Consider the following 22,208-nt stretch of genomic DNA (forward strand, 5'->3'; position numbering starts at 1 on the left):
TGAGGTGTGGAGTTGACCGGTACTAATAGGCCGAGGGCTTGTCCTCAGTTGCTCGCGTCCACTGTGTCAGTTCTGAGACAACGAACATCCGTGTTGATATCCGGTGTTCAACAGTTTCATTGTGTTTCGGTGGTCATTGCGTTAGGGAAACGCCCGGTTACATTCCGAACCCGGAAGCTAAGCCTTTCAGCGCCGATGGTACTGCAGGGGGGACCCTGTGGGAGAGTAGGACGCCGCCGAACAATCTTTGTGGGGATGCCCCGCACCTTCAGGTGCGGGGCATTTTCGCGTTCACGACCCTTTTCCCCAGGGCCCACTTACGACTTACGACGGGCGCACCAGCCTTGCCTCGTACGCGAGGATTACCGCCTGGACGCGGTCGCGTGAGCCCGTTTTGGCCAGAACGCGGCCCACATGCGTCTTCACCGTCGATTCCGCGAGGTGGAATCGGGCGGCGATCTCGGCGTTCGTCCAGCCCTGGCCGATGACGGTGAGGATTTCCCGTTCCCGGCCGGTGAGCAGGGCTATTCCCGGGTGGTTCTCCTCGGGTTCCGCCGGTTCGTTCCCCGCCGGGGTGTTCGGCCCGGGGAGGCGGTGGGCGTAGGCGTCGAGAAGGCGGCGGGTGAGGCTCGGTGCCACCACCGCGTCGCCGCTCGCCACCGCGCGGATGCCGGACAGGAGCTCCTCGGGGAGCGCGTCCTTGACGAGGAAGCCGCTGGCGCCGGCGCGGAGGCCCGCGTACGCGTACTCGTCCAGGTCGAAGGTGGTCAGGATGAGCACCCGCGTACGGCTGCCGGCCGCGACGATACGACGCGTGGCCTCGATGCCGTCCAGGCCCGGCATACGGACGTCCATCAGGACGACGTCCGGACGGAGTTGGGCGATCAGGCGTACGGCTTCCGCCCCGCCGCCCGCCTCGCCCACCAGGGTCATGTCGTCCTGGCTCTCCAGCAGCATCCGGAAGCCCATGCGCTGCAAGGGCTGGTCGTCGGCGATCAGTACGGTCGTCACACCCGGTCGTCCTCGTCGTTCGGCAGATACAGATGGACCCGCCAGCCCTGGTCGGGCGCCGGCAGCGGTCCGACCTCAAGTGTGCCCGCGTACAGGGCGCTGCGTTCTCGCATGCCGGTGATGCCGCGGCCTCCCGTATTCGTGGGGCCCGGTCTGCCGGTGTCGGTGATGTCCACGGTGATGGCCTCGCGCGTTCGGCTGAGGGTGACCCTCGCCGTGGCGTCGGGGCCCGCGTGCTTGAGGGTGTTGGTGAGGGCTTCCTGGACGACGCGGTAGATCGTGAGTTGGCGGCCCTTCGGCGCGGTGTCGAGGCCGAGGCCGGGTCCGAAGCCAGGTCCGAAGCCGGGATCGCCGGTGACGGTGACGTCCACGGGCAGGCCCGCGGCCCGTACGCCGTCGATCAGCTGGTCCAGTTCACCGAGGCCGGGCTGTGGCGCGAGTTCGGCGGGGGTGGTGGGACCGGTTTCGTTCTGGAGGATGCCCAGCAGACGACGGAGCTCCATGAGGGCTTGGCGGCTCGTGACGGCGATCGCGTCCAGGGCCTCGGTGGCCCGCTGGGGGTTCTTCTTCCCCGCGTACGAGCCGCCGTCCGCGAGGCCCGTGATGACGGACAGGTTGTGGCCGAGGATGTCGTGCATCTCGCGGGCGATTCTGGTGCGTTCAGCGGCGGCCGCGAGTTGCGCCTGCTGGTCGCGTTCGATCTCCAGCTGTTTCGCCCGCTCCCTCAGCGAGGCCGTGTACTCCTGCCTCGTACGCCACGCGATTCCCAGCAGCGCGACTGCCGCGATGCTCGTCAGCGACGACTGGAGGGGGATGACCCAGCCCTCCGCCGGGTGGCGCGCGACGCCCAGGACGAGCGGGGCGTTCAACAGCGCGACGGAGAGGGCCAGTTGGCGCATCGGGAGTCGTAGCGCGATGTTGAAGACGGCGATCAGCTCGCAGAACACGGTGGTCTGGAGTCCCGCACCCGCCCAGGCCTGCGCCAGGGCCAACGGGAACATCGCCAGCAGTGCTTCGAGGGGATGCGTCCGCCGGCGCAGCAGGGGCAGCGGGTAGGCCACGACGCAGATCGCCGCGAGCCACAGCGGTGCGTCGGGGTTGGGCGCGACCCGCTGCCAGCCCCCGCCGGCCACGTCGACGACGCCGCCGATCAGCAGGCAGCTCACCAGCAGCAGATTCCAGACGAGCGGGTGCGACCTGTCGTGGGCGTCGATCCGCTGGGCCGCGCGGTTGATCAGCTGGGTGAGCGATCTGCCGGTGTCCTCTTCGGCGCCGACGCGGACGCCGTCACCGACATCGGACCCGACACTCACACGCACGCCGACGTCGGCGTCGGCGTGCGTTCCGCGCGGCTCTGTCGTCGCGTTCGTCATCTCTTCATCGTCATACATCGCGCCGCTTGAGGAGCCAGCCGGCCGTTCCCAGCGCCACCAGCGCCCATAGGCAGAGTGTGAGCAGGGCGGTGCCGTCCGACGGGCTGCCGGCGTGGTGGTGGACCGCGCCGAGGGACTCGGAGGCGCGGGCCGGGAAGTACCTGACGAGGTCCTTCACGGCGTCGGAGGGCAGGGCTGACAGCACCTCCGGCAGGATGATCACTCCGGCGAAGAACGCGCCGATGGCTCCCGGTACGGAGCGCAGCAGCGCGCCGAGCCCGAGACCGAGCACGCCGAGGAGCGTGAGCGAGAGGGCGGTGCCCGCGATCGCGCGGGCGACTCCCGGGTCGGTGAGTGAGGCGCCCATGTCGGTGTCGGAGAGGAAGGGCTGGGCGAGGAGGAAGGTCGCGAAGGTGGTGATCAGCCCGGTGACCAGGGTGACGGCCGCGAAGACGGTGGCCTTGGCCCACAGGACGGGGTGCCGTCGGGGAACGGCGGAGAGCGAGGCGCGGATCATGCCGGTCGAGTACTCGCCCGCGGTGAACAGCACGCCGAGCACGGTGAGGATGATCTGCCCGAACTGGATGCCGAGCAGGGTCAGCACGACCGGGTCCCTGACCTCCTCGGGACCGGCGCCGGCCGGCTCCCGGCTGATCGCCATGGCGAGGCCGGTGGCGAGGATGAGGAGCGAGGCGCCCGAGAGCGTGACCCAGGTGGAGCGCAGGGTCCAGAACTTGTGCCATTCGGAGCGCAGGACGCGGGTGGCGGTGACGCCTGGGCGGTTCGTTGCGCCCGAGGCTGTTCGGCCGGAGCGTGTCGGGTGTGCCGCTGCCTCGCTGACGTCCACTGTCTTCATGCCGTCGCTCCCGTGAGTGTGCCGTCGTGGGCGGTGCCCGCCTGGTACTCGACCTCGTCGCGCGTCAGGTCCATGAACGCCTGCTCCAGCGAGGTGGTGCGCGGCGTCAGTTCGTACACGGGGATCGCGTGGGCCGCCGCGATACGGCCGATGTGGGGGCCGTCGACGCCGCGTACCTCCAGTTCGTCGGGTCCGGCGCCCGGTTCGATCTCGACGCCGGGGCCCGCGAGGAGCGACGCGAGCGTCCGGGCGTCGGGGGAGACGACCTTCATGGCCGTGGCGCCCGAGTCCCGTACGAAGTCGGCCACCGTCGTCTCGGCGAGGAGCCGGCCGCGGCCGATGATGATGAGACGTTCGGCGGTCAGCGCCATCTCGCTCATGAGGTGGGAGGAGACGAGGACCGTACGGCCTTCGGCGGCCAGGGACTTGAGGAGGTTACGGATCCACAGGACGCCCTCCGGGTCGAGGCCGTTGACCGGCTCGTCGAGGATGACCGTGGCCGGGTCGCCGAGCAGGGCGGCGGCGATGCCGAGGCGTTGGCCCATGCCGAGGGAGAAGCCCTTCACGCGGTCTCCGGCGACGTCGGTGAGGCCGGTGAGGTCGAGGACGTGCGCGACGCGCGAGGCGGGGATGGCGTGGGTGTGGGCGAGCGCCCTGAGGTGGTGGTACGCGGTACGGCCCGGGTGGACCGCGCGGGCCTCCAGCAGGCCGCCGACCTCGTGGAGCGGGGCGGGGTGGGCGGCGTAGGCGCGGTCGCCGACCGTGACACGGCCGGCGGTGGGGGCGTCGAGGCCCATGATCATGCGCATGGTGGTGGATTTGCCGGCGCCGTTGGGGCCGAGGAAGCCGGTGACGGCCCCCGGCTCGACGGTGAAGGTGAGGTCGGCGACGACGGTCTTGCCGGCTCTGCCGCCGTATCGCTTGGTGAGTCCGTTGGCCTTGATCATGGCTTCGACGGTAGGCAGCCGGCGGGGCGGGAACGTCGGACCGGGGGCGGGCACCGCGTGCGGGGCGTACTACCCCGGTACGACGGCGGTGCGTCGGCGGTGGGACGGCGGTGGGACGGCGGTGGGACGGCGGTCGCGGGGGAATCCCGAGACTGGGCATCCGAAAACCGGTTGGTGGGCGGGGCCTCGGGCGCGGAGGATCTCCGCATGGATCAGACACCTGTGGTACGCGCCGTACGAGCCGATGAATGGGTCAGGGCGAAGGAGTTCCGGCTGGAGGCCCTGAACGATCCGGCCGCGCCGGTGGCCTTCCTCGATACCTACGAGGACGCCGTTCAGCGCCCGGATTCCTTCTGGCAGGAGCGGACGGAGGGCGCGGCGCGGTCCGCTTCGGTGCGGCAGTTCGTGGCCGAACTGGCAGACGGGGGCTGGGCGGGCCAGGTGGTAGTGCTGGTCGAGCGGCGGGGTGAGACGGATGTGCTGGGCGGGCGGAGCGCGTACGACCAAGCGCACCTCGTGGGTGTGTACGTACGGCCCGGGCACCGGGGCACCGGGCTGCTGAAGGAACTGTTCGACGTGGCCACCGAGTGGGCGTGGGCGGTGGAGGAGCCGCGTGTCGAGCGGGTGCGACTGATGGTGGACGAGCGGAACGGGCGGGCACGGGCCGCGTACGGCAAGCTCGGGTTCGAGCCGACCGGAGAGACCCTTCCCGTGGGGAACGATCCCTCCGCCCGGGAGTTCGAGCTCGCGGTGTCACGGCCGCGCGCCTGAGGGAGGGGAGCGGGAGGAGGAGCCGGAGCCTATTGGCGCCGGTTGTCCCGCCGGAGCCGGTTGCGGTCAAGCCATCGGCCGCCCCGCCCGCCGCCCGTCAGCCGCCGTACGGGTGCGTGGCGCGGGCCGTGCGCAGCGCGCGGGCCCACCAGATGAGTTGGTCCAGCATGACCTTCGCGGCGCCGACCGCGCCGTTTACGTCGTAAGCCTTCCCGCCCTCGCCGAAGTGGTCCCAGCCGGCGTGGAAGCTGACGCTCTCGCGGATGCTCGTGCAGTGCAACTCGGCGAAGACCAGGCGCAGTTGCTCGACCGCGCGCAGCCCGCCGCCGGCGCCCCCGTACGAGACGAAGCCGACCGCCTTGGCCTGCCACTCGGTCCGGTGCAGGTCGATGAAGTTCTTCAGGGACGCCGGGAAGCTGTGGTTGTACTCGGGTGTCAGCACCACGAAGCCGTCGGCCGCGTCCACGCGGGCGGCGAGCGCGGCCAGTTCAGGGGTGCGGGGGGTGCCCCAGTCCGGGTGCGTGCCGGGCAGTTCGAGGTCGGCGATGTCGATGATGTCGAGCTCGATACCGCCGTGTTCGGTCGCCAGGGTGGTGAACCATTCGGCGACGACGGGCGCGAAGCGGCCCTCACGGCGGCTGCCGATGATGAACGCGATCTTGAGATCGGGGTGGGCCGCCGTGTCCGCGGTCGTCGTGTTCGACATCGTGTATCTCCTCGGTAAGGGGTGGTGACAAGAGGTGGGGGTGGTGGGCGTGGTCAAAGGCGGTATGCGCGTGGGGTGTTGAGGCCGGTGGCCCGGGCGCGCCCGTGACCGTGGGAGCTTCTGGGCGTACGGCTCCGAGGCCTGGGCGGCAGGTGGACCACCACGGTGATTGTGAGCCCGCGGGCCCGTCGCACCACAGGGCGATTTTCGGGCAGTCGGTGAACCAGGCTCCGTCCGGGGCCCGTTGGGGGCCGGAGGCCGGGGGCGCGGCGAACGGCCCGGCTCAGGCGCGGAGTTCCTGGTGCGGCCAGCGGTCCGGCCAGCGGTCCCTGCCCTGTTCGCGGGAGCGCAGGAGGACGAGCGCGGGCATTCCCTGCTCGTCCCCGTCGGCCAGCAGCTCGGGCAGCGCGGGCAGTGGCGCCACCGCCGCCACGTCGTCGAGCACCAGGGTCATTGGTGGGTCGAGCCGACCGGCGGATGACCGTACGGCCATGCGGCGGCCGTGCTCGACCACGCTTGAGGCGAGAGCGGTGAGCAGCGGCATCGCTCCCGGGCGAGTGCGCGGATCTTCGATCGGCTCACCCACCACATAGAGCGTGCCCCCCTCGGCAGCGAAAGAATCCAGTGCGAGCGAGTCGGCACGGTTGGGTGTGCACGCGTCGCGGATATGGACGGAGGAGAGGGAGCTCAGCGCGCGGGTGGTCAACTGCTGCGCGATCTCGCGGCGTTCGGGGTACGCGGTGAGGGCCGACTCCAGCAGACCCGCGAGGCCCGACGCGGCTTTGGGGTGTGTACGCAGGAGCCGTACGGCGTCGTGGGCGTTGCCACCCTGCGCCCAGCGGTGCACCTGTTTGAACGGCCGTCCGTCGACGGCGGCGGCGTGCAGCCAGCAGCGCAGCAGGGTCTGTGCCGTGTCGGCCATGGCGGCGTCGAGCCGGGCCGGGGGACGTACGGGCGCCAGGAGCGCGAGAGAACGCGCGGCGGCGGTGTCGGCGTCCTCGCAGCCCGTGGTGGGCGACCAGTGGAGGCGGGCCGGGGTGTCGCAGAGATGGCCGGGGTCGTAGAGGAGGACCGGGCCGAGTTTGGCGCGGGCGTCCTTGGTCTCGGCCCAGACGGTGGGGTCGGAGGTGACGACGAGCGCGGGGCCCTCGGCGTCCTGGATGGCCTGTACGGCGGCGGGCCGGCGGGTGCTCGGGGCGCCGTAGCGGACGTGGGCGTACGGGGCCGTACGGGGCGCCGGGACCGGTGCCGGCGGGGGCGGGGGTGCCGCGAGGGGCGGGGTGTGGTGGGGCTGTTCGACCGGGGTGGGTGGTTGCTCGACCGGGAGGGGTGCGGGGGTTGCCCGTACGTGCTCCTCCTCCGCCCTCGTCCCGTTCGTCTCGTTCGCGTCGGCGCGCTCGCGTGCCTGTTGCCGTGCCCGCTCGCGTTCCCGGAGCCGTACCGTACGCAGCGCGCGCCAGCGGGCCACCGTGCCCAGCACGAACACCGCCAGGACGGTCGCCACCATCAGCTCGCCGATGAGCAGGCCCCAGAACAGCCCGTATCCGGAGAGCTCGCCCGGCGGTGTGTCCGGCCAGGCGGCCGGGAGGTCCTGCGGGGCCGAGACCAGTTGGCGTACCGCCGACGGCGTACGCATGAAGGTCACCTTCTGCGGCCACGAGCCGTGCGCGAAGAGCGCGGCGAGGCCCGTGGCCGTCCAGACGAACAGCGTGATCCCGAGCAGGAACCCCAGCACGCCCAGGATCAGCCCGTCCGGGACCCCGCGCTCCGGAGCCTCCCCATGTCCCGCGGCCATGGCTCTCACGCCACCGTGGACTCTGAGGACGCGTTGAGCCGCTGCTGTTCCATCAGGATCGCGCGCTGTTCCGCTTCCCACTCGGCCGCCCGTACGTCGTCGGGCAGCCCGCCGTTGAGGGCGTCGGCGGCGTCCGAGGCGTTGGACGCCTGGCTGTTCTCGGTCATCGCGCGGTCGGTGAAGACCAGTGGTCGTTCGGCCTCGGTGACCAGGTGTTTGACGACCTGGACGTTGCCGTTGACGTCCCACACCGCGATACCGGGCGTGAGGCTCGGGATGATCTCCACCGCCCAGCGCGGCAGCCCGAGGACCTGGCCGGTGGCCCGTGCCTCGTCCGCCTTCTGGGCGTAGATCGTGCGGGTCGACGCCATCTTGAGGATCGCGGCGGCCTCCTTGGCGGCGGCGCCGTCGACCACGTCGGAGAGGTGGTGGACGACCGCCACGAACGACAGGCCCAGTCGGCGGCCGAACTTGAGGAGCCGCTGGAAGAGCTGCGCGACAAACGGGGAGTTGATGATGTGCCAGGCCTCCTCGACCAGGAAGATGCGCTTCTTCCGGTCGGGGCGGATCCAGGTGTGCTCCAGCCACACGCCGACGATCGCCATCAGGATCGGCATCGCGATCGAGTTGCGGTCGATGTGCGAGAGGTCGAAGACGATGAGCGGCGAGTCCAGGTCGATGCCGACGGTCGTCGGCCCGTCGAACATGCCGCGCAGGTCACCGTCGACGAGGCGGTCGAGGACGAGGGCGACGTCCAGGCCCCAGGCCCGTACGTCGTCTATGTCGACGTTCATGGCCTCGGCCGACTCCGGCTCCGGGTGGCGGAGTTGCTCCACGATGTCCATGAGGACGGGCTGGCGCTCGACGATCGTGGCGTGGACGTAGGCGTGCGCGACCTTGAGCGCGAAGCCGGAGCGCTCGTCCAGGCCGTGTCCCATCGCGACCTCGATGATGGTGCGGAGCAGGGCGAGCTGTCCGGTCGTGGTGATCGCCGGGTCGAGCGGGTTGAGCTTGATGCCGCCGTCGAGGGCCGCCATCGGGTCGAGCCGGATGGGGGTTATGCCCAGCTGCTGCGCGATGAGGTTCCACTCGCCGGCGCCGTCCTCGCCCTGGGCGTCGAGGACGACGACCTGGCGGTCGCGGAAGCGCAGCTGCCGCAGGACGTACGTCTTCTCCAGGGCCGACTTGCCGTTGCCGGACTCGCCGAGGACGAGCCAGTGGGGGGCGGGGAGTTGCTGGCCGTAGAGCTGGAAGGGGTCGTAGATGTAGCCCTTGCCGCTGTAGACCTCGCGGCCGATGATGACGCCCGAGTCGCCGAGGCCGGGGGCCGCGGTCGGCAGATAGACGGCCTGCGCCTGGCCGGTCGACGTACGGACCGGGAGCCGGGTGGTCTCCACCTTCCCGAAGAGGAAGCTGGTGAAGGCGTCCGTGAAGGCGGACATGGGATCTCGCATCACAGGCCCCTATCAGCGGCGGTCGGCTTTCGAGCGGTGCTCGGCGGGTGGTGGAGGTGGCGGTGGGGGGCGGGGGCTCCGGTGGTCGTCGGTCGGCGGGCGGTGCTCATCGGCGGATGCCGGTGGCGAACGGCAGGGTGTTCACGAACGCCCGGTGGTGCTCGCGGTCGCACCATTCCAGCTTCAGATACGACTTGCCGGCGGACGCCCGGATCGTCCGCTTGTCCCGGGCCAGGGCCTCGGGCGAGCGGGACGACACCGTGATGTACCCGACAATGTTGACTCCGGCCGCGCCACTGGCGAGATCTTCACCCCGTTGGTCGAGCCGGCCGTGGGCCGCGATGTCGCGCGGGTCGACGGTGCGGTTCATCTTGGCGGCGCGGCTCGCGTCGGCCTCGTCGTTCGTCTTCTCCGTGAGCATGCGCTCGATGGCGACCTCGGTCGGCTCCAGGTCCATGCAGACCGCGACCGTACGGATCACATCGGGCGTGTGGACGAGCAGCGGGGCGAGGAAGTTGACGCCGACGGGGGTCATCGGCCACTCCTTCACCCAGGCCGTGGAGTGGCACCAGGGCGCGCGGGTGGACGACTCGCGGGTCTTGGCCTGGAGGTACGTGGGCTCCATGGCATCCAGCTCGGCGGGCCAGGCGTTGCGCTTCGTCATGGCCTGGATGTGGTCTATGGGGTGGTCCGGGTCGTACATCGAGTGCACGAGCGAGGCAAGCCGCGCCTGCCCGAGCGGCTGCCGGACCCGGATGTCGGCCTCCGCGAGGCGGGCGCAGATGTCGGTGAGCTCGCGGGCCATGACGACGGCGAGACCGGCGTCCTTGTCGAGCTTGCGCCCCCGGCCCTTGCCACCGGCGGCCTGGCGGGTGGCGCGGGCCATGGCCTGGCCCTCGGCGGCCAGTTCACGGGTGTAGTGCATACACGCGACGAGATAGGCGCGGTGCTGCTCACTGGAGGTGGAGACCATGGACTGGAGCTGCTCGTACGACTCCTGGAGCCAGCCGGGGGACGCGGAGTCGCCCCGCTGGGCGACGTCCTTGGCGTGTGCGTCGGGGTCGGCGGGGAGCGTACGAGCGAGCATCTGGAGGCGGGTGACGAAGCCGTCGCCGTTGGCGACATGCTTCAGGAGCGTGCCGAACCGGTCGACGAGCGCTTCCTGGTCCTCGCTGTCGCGCAGGCCGACGCCGGGGCCCTCGATCTCGATGGCGGCGGTGACGGTGCGGCGGTCGGCGTGCAGCAGGACGGCGATCTCGTCGGGGCCGAAGGGCGCGGCCAGCCAGTTGATCCGTCCGATGCCGGGCGGGGGGCCGATCTCGACCTCGCGGCCGTCGGCCAGGGTGCCGGACTCCATGGCGGCGGAGCGGTAGGTGGTGCCGTTGCGCAGGGTCCGTTTGAAACTGCGGTTGATCTCGAACCACTTGTAGACCGTGCGGTGCTTGTACGGGACGTACACCGCGGCCAGCGCGAGGAGCGGGAACCCGAGGAGCGTCACGATCCGCAGGGAGAGGACGGGCACGACGAGCCCGCTCATCATGCCGAGGAACGCGCCGGCGATGATCAGCGCGATCTCGCCCGTCTCACGGTTCTTGCCGACGATCGCGTTCGGCCGCGCACGGCCGATGAGATACGTACGGCGGGGCGCGACCGCATGGGACTGAGTCGTCAACGCCCTCCACCTCCTGTGCTGTTGTTACCGGTTCCGCGGTTTCCGTGGCTGCGGCTGCTGTGGGGGGTGCCGCTGGTGGGACTGCTGGGGCGGGGGGCGGGGGCCGGCGAGGGGACGCTGCCACCTCCGCCGCCTCCGCCACCGCCGCCCGAGGGACGGCTGCTGTGGGCCGCGACACCGCCGGAGACGGGGTTGGAGGGCCGGGCACCGCTGTTGCCGCTGTCGCCGCCCCCGCCGCTTCGGCCGCTGTGGGTCTTGATGCCCTGGGAGACGACACCGGCGGGCGAACTGATCACGGCGGCGGCGCGGCCGCCGGCGGTGGACAGCTTGAGGTTGCTGCGGGCGCTCGCGATCTCGTCGCCGAAGCCGGGGACGAAGCGGTAGATCATGGCCGAGGCGAAGATCGCGAGGATGATGATGGCGAGCCCGGTGACGACGGCCGAGAAGGAGTCGGGGCCGTCGTCGGAGGTGAGCGCGCCGGCGAGGCCGAGGACGATGACGATCACGGGTTTCACCATGATGACCGCGATCATGAGGCCGGCCCAGCGGCGTACATGGCCCCACATGTTCTTGTCGACGAGCCCGGCGTAGACGACGACGCCGAGGAGGGCGCCGACGTAGAGCAGGATCGCCCGGATGAACAGCTCCAGATAGAGGATGCCGGCGGCGAGGATCGTCACGAGGGACACGACGATCAGCATGATCGGCCCGCCGCCGATCTCGGTGTCCTTCTTCAGCGCCTCGGAGAACGTCCCGAAGAACACGTCGGTCTGCCCGCTGGTCCCGCTGGCGACGACGTCGGTGACGCCGTCGGTGGCCGAGACGAGGGTGTAGAGGATGAGCGGGGTGAAGGCGGAGGCGAGGACGGTGAGCCAGAGGAACCCGATGGCCTCGGAGATGGCGGTGGTCAGCGGGACGCCGCGGATGGCGCGCTTGGCGACGGCGAGGAGCCAGAGGATGAGGGTGAGGATGGTGGCGGCGGCGAAGACGACGGCGTACTGGGCGAGGAAGGTGGTGTTGGTGAAGTCGACCTCGGCGGTCTCCTTGACGGCCTTGGAGAGGGTGTCCACGGTCCAGGAGGCGGCCTCGGCGCAGCCGCGCGCGAGGGCGGTGAGGGGGTCGACGACGTCGGTGGGGTCGTTGAGGGGGGAGTTGCGGGAGGAGGAGCCCGCGTCGCCGTTTTCGCAGAAGTCCCGGGCGGGCCCGACGATGAGATCGCAGTTCTCGTCGTTGGACGCCGAAGGCGAAGGCGTGGGCGAGGGTGTCGGCGCGGCGACGGCCCGCGTCGCCAGTAGGACGGCGGACGTCTGCACCGCGGCGACAACGCCGACGATCTTGAGCGAGAGGCGACGGCTACCGGGCATAGGTGAAGCCTCCGTACTCCGCGACTGCCTTGCTGATCTCATCGGCGTTGGAGGCCGTGCGGTCGGTGTTGACCGGCGCAGGACCGTCCTTCTGGGCGAAGCTCTCGACCTTCCAGTCGTCGCTCACCCACTGGAGCTTGAGTGTCATGGTGAACCAGTCGTTGGTCACCGGATTCGTGGAGCTGACGCCTGCCGTGCCGAAGACGCCGGTGCACCACACCTCCACGGTGGCGGAGGCCTCCGTGAACTGCGTGATCTTCGTCCCGACCGGGGCCGTCCGTGAGACATAGGTCAGACCCTCGGCGGCGTTGCCCTTCTCGTCGAGACCGATCTTGTCCAGGAACGCCTTGTCGTAGGCGGCGTTGAACTTCGCCTCAAGGTCCGCGGCCTTGTCGGGCGCGAAGATCTGACTCATGATCCCGCCGCGGGCGTCGGGCCTCAGGATGTCGGCCGACACCAGAGCCACCGCGTAGTTCGCCGCCGCGCTCTCCGCCCCCTGTTCGTCCTTCGCGAAGCCCGAGGGGATCCCCCCGTTCTTTCCCGTCACCGGCTTCACCCCGGACGCCGCCGTCGGTTGTGGGCCCGAGGCGCCCTCGCCGCCGCCGGTGGTCGACGCGCTCGTGTCGTCTCCGCCGCCCTCGCGGTTCGCGAACGCGATAGCCGCGATCAGCAGCACCACGACACCCACCATCGCGATGAGTGAGCGTGAGCTCCGCGGGGGGCGGCGGGCGCCGCCGTAGCCGTCGCCCGTTCCGCCGTCCGGCAGACGCGTGCGCGTCTGGCCCATCCCGCCGAAGTTGTCGTCCGTCCGGCCCGGGTCGTTCCCGTGGCCGTGCTCGTCGCCGAAGCTCATGCCGCGTCCGTCCCCTCGACCGGTTCGACCGTGTGCGGTCGCGCTTGCGGTACCGCGTGGCAGGACGGTAGCCGCACTGGTTTCCGCGCGGACGCGGTGTGGTGACTCGACATCAGGGAGACGCAACCTCGGCGGATGGGCGCGACGGACGGATGGTGTGGGGACGGATGGTGTCGATTCGGATGATGTAGAGGGTGGGCCGGGCGTACCCGGCGCGGATCTGACCGATGTGACGCTAAACAGCCATCCCGTACACAATCGTGAAGACTGTTCCGAGGGACCCGATGATGAAGACGCCGGTCAGTCCGGCGACGATCAGTCCCTTGCCCTGCTCCGCGCTGAAGGTGTCCCGCAGCGCGGTCGCGCCGATACGCTGCTTGGCCGCACCCCAGATCGCGATGGCGAGACAGAGCAGGATGGCGATGGCCATCACCACCTCGACAATGATGCGAGCTTCCGTGCCCAGGTTCCCGAAGGGCCCCCAGCTCGGAGCGATACCACCGATGATGGTGTTGATGTCGCCCTTCTCGGCTTCCACGTCCATGCAACTCACCGCCCCTGTTGGGTTGTTAGGTGACCGTGCCCGGCGGCACGGGTCGCCTTCTATCTTCGCTGATGGAACCGGCCTCGTATGCCGACTTGGCGGGTCTCTTTACCCGATCCCCGCACGTTTGACCGATCCGACTGCCCTGACCTGCGTCGTGAACCGGAGTATGCCCGTACGCGTACGGTCACTCTGTGTATCACGGAGAGTGACTCCGGGCAATGATTGGCGTTGTGCACTCTTGAGCCCGCCGCGGTTCGGTGTCCGTTCTCCATTCGTGCGCCATCCGTGCATCCCCTGCGGGCGGAACCACCGACCACCGTACGGGTGAACCTGCGCGGGGCGCCTCGGCGTTGCCGGACGCGGCCGATGCCAACGGGGAACGGGCCTTCCGCCCTCCCGTGGCCCCTCCGGCCGTTCCTTCCTCTTCTTTACGCGCGGCACGTGCCCGGTCCCGGGTTGGGACAGTGCCACCCGACATCCCGGACAACAGAGGACAGGGGCGGGTGGCATGGCGGGCTATTCGGGCGGTTTGCGGGCGCTGGCCGACGAGGCGGGCGCGGGGCCGGAGGCCTCGGGCGCGGCGGCGGGGGAGCGGCTGAGGCACAGCGACGGGCCGTGGACCCGGGCGGCCGGCGGGGCCGAGGTGATGCGTACGCAGATGGCGTATCTGAAGGCGGAGTTCGAAACAGCGCACGAGGGCGTGGCGGGCGGTGGGGAAGGGCTGAGCGCCGTCCGGGCCCTGGCGATCGTACGTACGTCCTGGGAACGGCGCATCGAGGCAGCCCGCGACGAGTGCGGAGGACTGGCGGGCCCGCTGCGGGCGGTGGCGAGGACGCAGGGTGAGCAGGACGCGGGGACCAGGTCGGGGATCGCGGGCGTCGACGCGGGGGCGGGTCGGTGAGCGGGGTGGTGAGCGGGTCGGTGAGCGGCGGGCTGACCTGGGCGCAGTTACGGGAGGTGAGATGCGCCGAGCTGGAGGGCGCGGCGGACGGCTGGGGCAGGGCGAGCAACCGCGCGGACGCGGCACGTGACCGGATCGACAAGCAGCTGCTGGTGGGGCTGACGGCCTCTCAGGAGGGCGAGGCGGCGAAGGCGGCGGTGGGGCGGCTGCGGGCGCTGGGGCGGAACTTCCAGTACATCTACACGGAGTGCGGGCTGGTCCGTACGACGCTGAACAGCCTCGCCCAGGATCTGCGGGGCCCGCAGCGGCAGCTTCAGGACGCGCTGGAGGAGGCGGGGGGCCTCGGCTTCACGGTGGGGCCGGACGGGTCGGTGAGCTATCCGGCGGCCGGGGAGGACCCGTTCACCAAGGAGAGGTTGCGGGGCGGTACGGCGTCGGGCCGGGCGTATCTGCGGTCGGCGCCGCCGCCGGGGTTCACGAGCCCGAACCCGCTCGCCGCGAAGGCGCAGGGCATCGCCGACCGGATCGCGGGCGCGCTGGGCCGGGCGGCGGAGATCGACGCGCGGTACACGGAGACGCTGCGGAAGCTGACCGCGCGGGACGGTCTGAAGGTCACGGACGCGATGTGGGCGGACGCGAGCGCGGACGCGGTGGCGGTGCGGGCGCTGACGACGGAGTACCTGCGGGCGGCGATCCCGCTCGACGCGTCGGCGGCGGAACGCCTCGCGTGGTGGCAGGGCCTGACGGCGGAACGGAGGGAGGAGTACCTGGCGGTCCACCCGGACGTGATCGGCAATCTGGACGGCATTCCGTGTGCGGTACGCGACACGGCGAACCGCGACAACCTGGCGCTGCTGATCGGCACATTGGAGGGGGCGGACGACGACAGGTCGCGAACGATGCTGGCGGGCCTGAGTTCCATCGACGAGCAGCTGCGGGCGGGCGGGCATCCGCCGATGTTCCTGCTGGGTATCGGGGACGAGGGGAATGGCCGGGCGATCGTCTCGTACGGGAATCCGGACACGGCGAGGAATGTGTCGGCGTATGTGCCGGGGCTGGGGACGGGGTTGGACGAGGGGTTCGCGGAGGACGATTTGAAACGGGCGAGGGATATGTGGGCGGGTGCGCAGGAGTACGACGCGTCGACGGCGTCGATCGTGTGGCTCGGCTATGACGCGCCGCAGCTTTCGCTGGACGATGTCTCGGGGAATTCGGACGTGATGTTCACGGACCGGGCGGAGGCGGGGGCGTCGGCGTACGGGGGCTTCATGGCGGGAATCGCGGCGACGAACGGGAACGAGGATCCGCACATGACGGCAGTGGGCCACTCGTACGGCTCCCTGACGGTGGGCCAGGCCGCGCAGCGGGACGGCGGGATTCCGGGGGTGGACGACATTGTGCTGGTGGGCAGCCCGGGAACGGGCGCGGATTCCGCGGACGATCTGGGAGTGGGCCGGGCCCATGTCTACGTCGGCGCCGCGGAGAACGACCCGGTGACGCACGCACCGGCGAAGGCGGAGGCGCGGGGCATGGGAATGGGCGCGCTGGGGGGAGCGTCGGCGGGGGCGGTGCTGGGAGGTCCGGTGGGGGCGGCGTTAGGTGGGGCGGGGGGTGCGGCGGCGGCGTACTTCGCGCAGGACGCGCAGACGAGGGAGAGCGAGATCTGGTTCGGCACGGATCCGGCGCACGAGGATTTCGGAGCGAGGAGATTCAGGGTGGATGACGGGCCGCATCCGGTGGTGGGTGGGGTGGCGGCGCATTCCAACTACTTCAACCCAGCGAAGGACGTCACGTCGGCCGACAATATCGCCAAGATCGTCGTCGGGAACTACCGAGACGTTCAGTTGGACGGGCACAGGAGGGGATGAGAATGCGGCGCGCCCTTGGACTTCTGTTGGCATGTGCCACGGCGGTCGGTTGCTCGACGTTTGACGGCTCAAAGGCGGATGGGGAGCGAGTTTTGAACATGCAGGAGGCGGCGGACCGCGCGGATTCCATCCTTGAACGAACGTTCCAGGCGATCAGGCCCGGAGTCCGGTGGACGCACGGCGAGACAACATCGGGGAGCTGTGACCTGTCGCGTCGTCGGGCAGTGATGACGATCATCTCCGAGCAGCGGCGTGGTGGATTCCTCGGAGTGATCGAGCGGTCCTGGCGCAAGAGCGGTTACGAGATCACCTCCGTCAACAGCAGCCCGAGGTTCCCGGCCATCTATGCCAAATCCGCTGACGGCTTCGGAATCAGACTCAGCATCGGCGGAGAGGGCCAGGCCTTCTTCGAGGTCGCGACTCCCTGCGTGGAGAAATCTGCTGTCGCGGACCCTACGGCAGAAACCGATGGGCCCAACTATGCCGGCGGTCCGATTCCTCGCCCTGACGTCCACGACGAATTCTGGTCCGCCACCGCACCCCCGCCACGCCCCTGACTTACAGTCAACTTCCCATGACCCGCCCCCGGCCCCTGTGGCACAGTCGTTCTCGTGGATGCCCTCAGAGCGCAGGACCCCGCACGCATCGGTGACTACGTGCTTCTCGCGCGGCTCGGGGCCGGTGGGATGGGGCAGGTGTATCTGGGGCGGTCGCCCGGGGGGCGGCTCGTGGCCGTCAAGGTCGTGCGGGAGGAGATCACCGAGCATCCCGAGGCTCTCGCCCGGTTCCGGCGGGAGGCCGAGACCGTTCGCGCCGTGCGCAGCGCGTACACCGCGAACCTCATCGACGCCGGGCTGGACACGGCCCCGTACTGGATCGCCACCGAGTACGTCACCGGCCCCACCCTCGCCCGCGCGGTGCGTGAGCGGGGGCCGTTTCCCGCCGGGACCTGTCGGCGGCTGATCGCCGCCATGGCCGAGGGGCTCGCCAGCGTGCACGCGTACGGCGTCACGCACCGCGATCTGAAGCCGCAGAACGTTCTCCTCGGTGCCCAGGGGCCCCAGCTGATCGACTTCGGGATCGCCCGCGGCGCCGAGCAGACCGCGCTCACGCAGGACGGGCAGGCTCCCGGTACGCCGGGCTACACCGCCCCCGAGGTGATCACACGCAACGAAGTCGGTGACGCCGCCGACATCTTCGCTCTCGGCGCGACCGTCGCGTACGCGGCGACGGGGCGCGCGCCGTTCGGCGTCGGGGATGCCGCAGCCGTGAGCTACCGCGCCGTGCACGGGGAGATCGACATCGTCGGGGTCGAGCCCGGTCTGGCCGTCCTGATCAGTGACTGTGTCGCCAAGGACCCCGGCCGGCGGCCCGATCCCGCGGAGCTTATCCGGCGGTGCGCCGTCGACACGGCCCTCGTGGACGATCCCGCCTACCAGCCGCTGGTCGCCATGGCGGACGTGGTGCCGGAGACACCCCAACGGCCCCACCGGGCGACCCCGGCGATACACGACCTTCCGACCCAGGGGCCTCCGGGGCCCTCCGGACCTGCGCCGTCCGGCCGGACACGCTTCTCCCGGCGCGGTACCCCCTGGCTCGTCGCCGCCGGTGTGGGCGCCGTCGTCGGGATCTCCGTCGCCACGGCCGTCTGGCTGCTCCCGGGGAACGGGGGCGACGGTGCCGGGAGCGGGGACGCCGGCCCGAGCGGCCGGGCCTCCACGAAGGACCCGGCCGGCGGCGACGGGCCGAAGAAGCCGGCCGCCGATCCGACTCCCGACGGTCCTCCTCGGTACATCCAGGACATCGGCACCTCGCGCCACGCCTGGAACGGGCTCAGGGAGAGTTGCAACCTCCCCGGAGAGGAGGAGCCGCCCCTCCAGTTCCAGTACTCCGTCACCACCGCCGAGACCGACTACACCGGTGAACTCCCGCCCGGCAAGGTGGAGATCGGCTACCGGCTCAAGTACGAGGAGCCGAACCTTCCGCCGTACTACCTCTCGGTGGAGGTGAAGCCGCCCCACCGGATCGACGCGAACGGCCGCCCCGGCACGTCGGACCAGGTCAGCGATCAGTTCGGGTTCATCGGCAGGGCCGCCGATCTGTACGAGGGGGACGAGACGGAGTGGACGTTCCTCACCTACCCCGACGACTTCTCCTTCCGGGCCGACGGCAAGGTCCGCCCCGCGCTGCCGCTCTCCGACGACCCCGGCGAGTGGACCGTGGTCTACCACCACGCGGCCTCGGACACGGAGCACAGGAGCGTCCTCTGTACCGGGTTCATGTCAACCGACACCCTGTCCGAATAGAACCGACACGACAGTCGGGAAAATGGCGGTGAACGTGCCCGGGATGGGGGAGGGTTGAGGAGTGCGTAAATTCTGGATCGGCGGTGCGATCGGGCTCGGGCTGAGCCTGGGCTTCGTCGCGCTGCTCGTCGTCGGGACGTTCTCCGCCGCCGCCGGGCTCGGCGGCGCCGGAGGCGGGGCGGTCGCGCTGGCCAAGGGCGCCGTGCCCGCGCAGTACCAGCGGCTGGTGCAGGACTGGGGCAACCTGTGTCCGGCGATCAATCCCGCGCTGCTCGCCGCGCAGCTCTACCAGGAGAGCGGCTGGGACCCCGACATCGTGAGCCCGGCGAAGGCCCAGGGCATAGCGCAGTTCATCCCCGGGACCTGGGCGGCGCACGGGGTCGACGGGGACAAGGACGGCGACCGCGACGTCTGGGATCCGCAGGACGCGATCCCGTCGGCCGCGACGTACGACTGCAAGCTCGCCGGGTACGTCGACGACGTGCCGGGCGACCGGACGAAGAACATGCTCGCGGCGTACAACGCGGGCGCGTACGCGGTCATCAAGTACGGGGGCGTCCCGCCGTATCCCGAGACCCAGAACTACGTGAAGGTCATCACCACGCTCCAGCAGAGCTTCGCCCGCCCCGTCGGCCGCGTAGAACCCTCCCGTCAGGCCGCCGGTGCCATCTACTACGCGCAGAAGAAGCTTGGGACCAAGTACCTGTGGGGCGGTAACGGGACCCCCGAGCAGCAGGGGCGGTTCGACTGTTCCGGGCTTACTCAGGCCGCGTATCGGTCCGTCGGGATCGAGTTGCCGCGTGTGGCCAACGATCAGTACAACGCCGGCGAGCATCCCTCGCGCGATCAGCTCATGCCCGGCGATCTCGTCTTCTTCTCCGACGACCTCACCAACTCGCGGGCCATCCGGCACGTCGGCATCTATGTTGGTGGCGGGTACATGATCAATGCTCCGTACACCGGCGCCGTGATCCGGTTCGACAAAATCGACACTCCTGACTACTTCGGAGCGACCAGGGTCACCGAAGACGGCGCGAAATCGCTGCCCACCGATCTGCCCACGCAGCGGAAGTCCGATACGTAAAACGGCTGACGGGGAGTCGATCCGACGGGTCATGGGACGGGCCGCGAGTTGACGCCCGGAAGGGTGGAGTCGGGGCTCCCGCGGGGTGCGCGTGGCCGGAATTCTTCGGTCGTTCACCCCTCTGAGCTGGGACGATGTGTCACTCTTCGATAACGTCCTGGAGATCGTCCGGTGAAGTCTGGAACCTGGTGGGGTATCAGGCCGTTCCCTGGACTGGGGCTGTGGCGTTGATCGCGCAGCACTGACCGCATGCACCACGGGGGTTGGTGGAAGCGACACGCCCGGAGGCGTGTCGTGGTGGGCAACAAGGCAAGGGGCCGCAGCGCATGGCTGGACTCGCTATCGATGGGTCGAACCCCGACGTCAGTCTGCTCTACGACATCAACGGTCTGGCCGAGTCGGCGCCCGACTGGCTGGACCGCGCCACGGAGGTCGCGGGCAGGTACGGGATCATGATCGGGCTCGTCCTCGTCGCGCTCTGGTGCTGGTGGAGCGTGCGGCGGCGAGGGGCGGCGGAGGATTCCGTGGCCGCCGTCGCCGGGCTGCTGTGGGCGCCGCTCGCCGCCGGTGTCGCGCTGCTGATCAACATCCCGATCCGCGAGTTCGTCGGCCGCGACCGCCCCTTCGTCGACCACCCGGGGCTCGACGTCCTGGTGCCCGCCCGGACCGACTTCTCCTTCGTCAGCGACCACGCCACGATGGCGATGGCCCTCGCCGCCGGCATCTTCGTCGCGCACCGCGGCTTCGGGCTCGTCGCGATCGGGCTCGCGCTGGTCGAGGGGTTCAGCTGGGTCTACATGGGCGCGCACTACCCGACCGACGTGATCGGCGGGTTCGCCCTCGGTACGGCCGTGGTGCTGCTCCTCGCGCCGCTCGCCATGGCGCTGCTCACCCCCCTGGTGTCGGCGGTCTGCCGGTCGCGGCGGGCGGGGCTGCTCGTACGGTCGCGGGCCGCGCGGGACGCCGACCGGGCGGCGGCGGCCGAGGCGCCCGGGACCCGGCCGCTGGGCATTCCCGAGCCGAGGCCCGACGACAACAACCTCGCCGCGTAGGGGGCGAGCGGCTCAGAGGGCTTGCGGGAAGTCGAACAGCCGGTCGGGGTCGTACCGCTCCTTCAGTCTCCTCAGCCGTCCCGCCGCCGGGCCGTAGTACGCGGTGCGCCAGTCGGTCAGCGAGGGGTCGGTGTAGTTCTGGTACGCGGCTCCCGACGCGTGCCTGCGCAGCGCGGCCTGGCTGGTCCTCAGCCACGCGCGCTGCTTGTCGCCCGAGGTGCCGGGGCGCCAGGACGCCACGTACTGCGCGAGCATCCGGGAGCCTCGGTGCACGAAGGCCGTCGCCAGCGGGTCCACCCGGTTGATCGCCCCGCCGAGCGCCGTGAGCGTGATCGTGCCCGCCCCCGCGCCGTCGGCGACCGGGATACGGCTGAAGTCCCGCACCGCCGACAGCAGGGTGTCGATGCCTGTGGGCGGGAGCGAGCGGTCGAAGAAGTCCGAGGTCGCGGCGTACGTCTCCCGTTGCAGTACGCCGTCCTTGCCCCGGCCGGGCACCGTACCGGGCAGCCGGCACTGCTCGTCGCCGAGTCCGGCGCAGCCGGCGTACGCGCGCATCGCCTCCTCGTAGTCCCCGGGGCGCAGTGAGACGAAGCTCGCCGACGAGCCCGCGCGGTCGGCGAGCCTGTCGACCGCGTTCCTGAGATCGCCCTCGGTGCCGAGGGTGAAGGCGGAGACCGCGACCGTCGGGTCCGCGCCACCGCCCGCGCCGACCGCGGCATGGAACGACGACCAGATCTCGTCCGGCTGGTCGGGACCCCACTCCTGCCAGGCCGCGAGCACCGAACGGGCCTTGGACCACGGCCAGTTGAAGTTCGCCGCGGTGCCGGTGGTGGCGGGGTGGGTCCGGAAGCGCAGCTCGGTGACGACCCCGAAGTTGCCGTTGCCCGCGCCCCGCAGGGCCCAGAAGAGGTCCTGGTTCCGCTCGGCGTCGGCGGTCAGGCTCTTCCCGTCGGCCGTCACGACGGTCGCGGAGGTGAGGCTGTCGCAGGTCAGACCGTACGCGCGGGAGACGACGCCATGACCGCCGCCCAGGGTGAGACCGGAGATACCGACGGTGGCGCAGGAACCGGCCGGGATCGTCAGACCCTTCCGGGCCAGCGCCGAGTAGATGTCCACGAGCTTCGCGCCCGCGCCGATCACCCCGTCCGACGCGGCGTCGCCGAGGCCGTCGAGCGAGGAGATGTCGATGACGAGCCGGCCGTTGCCGCTGGACCAACCGGCGTAGGAGTGGCCGCCGTTGCGGATGGAGACGGGGACGGCGTACCTCCTGGCGAAGGCGAGGCACTCCCTGATGTCGTCCTCGCCGGCGACGTACGCCACGGCCGCAGGTCTGAGGGTGTCGAAGCGGGTGTTGTAGAGCTGGCGGGCCGTCGCGTACGCCTCGTCGCCCGGCCGTACGAGCAGACCGTCCATCCCCGATCCCAGCGCCTTCCAGCGCGGGGGCCCGGCGGAGCCGGTGGGTGAGGGGGCGGGAGTACGCGTCGACGGGGGCTTGTTCGCGGGGGAGCCGCCCGGTGAACCGTTCCCGCCGTCACCACCCGTGCAGGCGCCGACCGCGCCCGCGGTGGTCAGGGCCAGTGCGCCGGTGAGCAGTGTGCGCCGTTCCATCGGACGCCTTCCCCTCCGACCCGCCGGTCGGTGATCTGTC

General features: G+C 70.6%; 19 protein-coding genes and 1 rRNA gene. 8 read left to right on the top strand and 12 right to left on the bottom strand.

Going from position 1 to position 22,208, the window contains the following annotated elements:
• Positions 1-125 precede the first annotated feature (125 nt).
• Positions 126-242: ribosomal RNA gene (gene rrf / locus ACFWU9_RS01645) — 5S ribosomal RNA — on the top strand.
• Between the two features lie 82 nt (positions 243-324).
• Here the strand turns inward: rrf and ACFWU9_RS01650 are convergent.
• Genes ACFWU9_RS01650 through ACFWU9_RS01665 form a run of 4 tightly spaced genes read right to left on the bottom strand, consistent with a single transcriptional unit; the run spans position 325 to position 4,187 of the window.
• A complete protein-coding gene (locus tag ACFWU9_RS01650) occupies positions 325-1,011 on the bottom strand; it encodes a response regulator (RefSeq protein ID WP_384313809.1) in 687 nt (228 codons plus the stop codon).
• Positions 1,008-2,384 carry a sensor histidine kinase gene (locus ACFWU9_RS01655; protein WP_384313811.1) on the bottom strand — a complete coding sequence of 459 codons (1,377 nt, stop codon included), beginning with the start codon at positions 2,382-2,384 and terminating at the stop codon, positions 1,008-1,010. The genes ACFWU9_RS01650 and ACFWU9_RS01655 overlap by 4 nt, the downstream gene beginning before the upstream one ends.
• Before the next feature lie 10 nt (positions 2,385-2,394).
• Positions 2,395-3,240, bottom strand: coding sequence for an ABC transporter permease subunit (locus ACFWU9_RS01660; RefSeq protein WP_384313813.1), 846 nt, complete (start codon positions 3,238-3,240; stop codon positions 2,395-2,397).
• Positions 3,237-4,187 carry an ATP-binding cassette domain-containing protein gene (locus ACFWU9_RS01665; RefSeq protein WP_384313815.1) on the bottom strand — a complete coding sequence of 317 codons (951 nt, stop codon included), beginning with the start codon at positions 4,185-4,187 and terminating at the stop codon, positions 3,237-3,239. The genes ACFWU9_RS01660 and ACFWU9_RS01665 overlap by 4 nt, the downstream gene beginning before the upstream one ends.
• A 207-nt stretch (positions 4,188-4,394) precedes the next feature.
• On the opposite strand from ACFWU9_RS01665, the gene ACFWU9_RS01670 reads away from it, so the two are divergent.
• Entirely contained in the window at positions 4,395-4,958 is a 564-nt protein-coding gene (locus ACFWU9_RS01670) for a GNAT family N-acetyltransferase (protein ID WP_384313816.1), read from the top strand.
• A gap of 97 nt (positions 4,959-5,055) precedes the next feature.
• Here the strand turns inward: ACFWU9_RS01670 and ACFWU9_RS01675 are convergent, their stop codons facing one another.
• From ACFWU9_RS01675 to ACFWU9_RS01705, 7 genes are all read right to left on the bottom strand, one after another.
• A complete protein-coding gene (locus ACFWU9_RS01675; protein ID WP_384313818.1) occupies positions 5,056-5,664 on the bottom strand; it encodes an NADPH-dependent FMN reductase in 609 nt (202 codons plus the stop codon).
• 283 nt (positions 5,665-5,947) lie between these two features.
• Entirely contained in the window at positions 5,948-7,459 is a 1,512-nt protein-coding gene (locus ACFWU9_RS01680) for a type VI secretion protein (protein ID WP_384313820.1), read from the bottom strand.
• A 5-nt stretch (positions 7,460-7,464) separates the two neighbouring features.
• Positions 7,465-8,913 carry an ATP-binding protein gene (locus ACFWU9_RS01685; RefSeq protein ID WP_384313822.1) on the bottom strand — a complete coding sequence of 483 codons (1,449 nt, stop codon included), beginning with the start codon at positions 8,911-8,913 and terminating at the stop codon, positions 7,465-7,467.
• A 106-nt stretch (positions 8,914-9,019) separates the two neighbouring features.
• The gene (locus tag ACFWU9_RS01690; protein ID WP_384313824.1) at positions 9,020-10,585 is read right to left on the bottom strand and encodes an SCO6880 family protein; all 1,566 of its coding nucleotides are present in this window, start codon (positions 10,583-10,585) and stop codon (positions 9,020-9,022) included.
• Positions 10,582-11,949, bottom strand: a complete 1,368-nt coding sequence (locus tag ACFWU9_RS01695; RefSeq protein WP_384313826.1) for a hypothetical protein — start codon at positions 11,947-11,949, stop codon at positions 10,582-10,584. The genes ACFWU9_RS01690 and ACFWU9_RS01695 overlap by 4 nt, the downstream gene beginning before the upstream one ends.
• Positions 11,939-12,802 (bottom strand): hypothetical protein, encoded by an 864-nt coding sequence (locus tag ACFWU9_RS01700; protein ID WP_384313828.1) that lies wholly within the window; start codon positions 12,800-12,802, stop codon positions 11,939-11,941. Before ACFWU9_RS01700 ends, ACFWU9_RS01695 begins: the two co-directional genes overlap by 11 nt.
• A gap of 235 nt (positions 12,803-13,037) precedes the next feature.
• Complete coding sequence (locus ACFWU9_RS01705) at positions 13,038-13,346, bottom strand: hypothetical protein (RefSeq protein WP_189110607.1); 309 nt, start codon at positions 13,344-13,346, stop codon at positions 13,038-13,040.
• 511 nt (positions 13,347-13,857) lie between these two features.
• Between ACFWU9_RS01705 and ACFWU9_RS01710 the strand changes: the two genes are divergently transcribed.
• The 6 genes from ACFWU9_RS01710 to ACFWU9_RS01735 all read left to right on the top strand — a co-directional run bounded on the left by ACFWU9_RS01710 (position 13,858) and on the right by ACFWU9_RS01735 (position 20,560).
• Positions 13,858-14,250: a hypothetical protein gene (locus tag ACFWU9_RS01710; RefSeq protein ID WP_384313830.1), complete on the top strand. Its 393-nt coding sequence runs from the start codon at positions 13,858-13,860 to the stop codon at positions 14,248-14,250.
• A gap of 8 nt (positions 14,251-14,258) precedes the next feature.
• Positions 14,259-16,118: an alpha/beta hydrolase gene (locus ACFWU9_RS01715; protein ID WP_384313832.1), complete on the top strand. Its 1,860-nt coding sequence runs from the start codon at positions 14,259-14,261 to the stop codon at positions 16,116-16,118.
• A gap of 98 nt (positions 16,119-16,216) precedes the next feature.
• Positions 16,217-16,675: a hypothetical protein gene (locus tag ACFWU9_RS01720; protein ID WP_384314374.1), complete on the top strand. Its 459-nt coding sequence runs from the start codon at positions 16,217-16,219 to the stop codon at positions 16,673-16,675.
• 54 nt (positions 16,676-16,729) lie between these two features.
• Positions 16,730-18,424 (top strand): serine/threonine-protein kinase, encoded by a 1,695-nt coding sequence (locus ACFWU9_RS01725; RefSeq protein ID WP_384313834.1) that lies wholly within the window; start codon positions 16,730-16,732, stop codon positions 18,422-18,424.
• A gap of 76 nt (positions 18,425-18,500) precedes the next feature.
• The gene (locus tag ACFWU9_RS01730; protein WP_384314376.1) at positions 18,501-19,508 is read left to right on the top strand and encodes an NlpC/P60 family protein; all 1,008 of its coding nucleotides are present in this window, start codon (positions 18,501-18,503) and stop codon (positions 19,506-19,508) included.
• Between the two features lie 326 nt (positions 19,509-19,834).
• Positions 19,835-20,560, top strand: coding sequence for a phosphatase PAP2 family protein (locus ACFWU9_RS01735; RefSeq protein WP_384313836.1), 726 nt, complete (start codon positions 19,835-19,837; stop codon positions 20,558-20,560).
• A 12-nt stretch (positions 20,561-20,572) separates the two neighbouring features.
• Here ACFWU9_RS01735 and ACFWU9_RS01740 read toward each other — a convergent pair whose 3' ends face one another.
• On the bottom strand, positions 20,573-22,168 hold the full coding sequence (locus ACFWU9_RS01740; protein WP_384313838.1) for an FAD-binding oxidoreductase: 1,596 nt from the start codon (positions 22,166-22,168) through the stop codon (positions 20,573-20,575).
• Positions 22,169-22,208: the final 40 nt, after the last annotated feature.

This window comes from Streptomyces sp. NPDC058653, from assembly GCF_042716895.1.
Classification (GTDB): Bacteria; Actinomycetota; Actinomycetes; order Streptomycetales; family Streptomycetaceae; genus Streptomyces.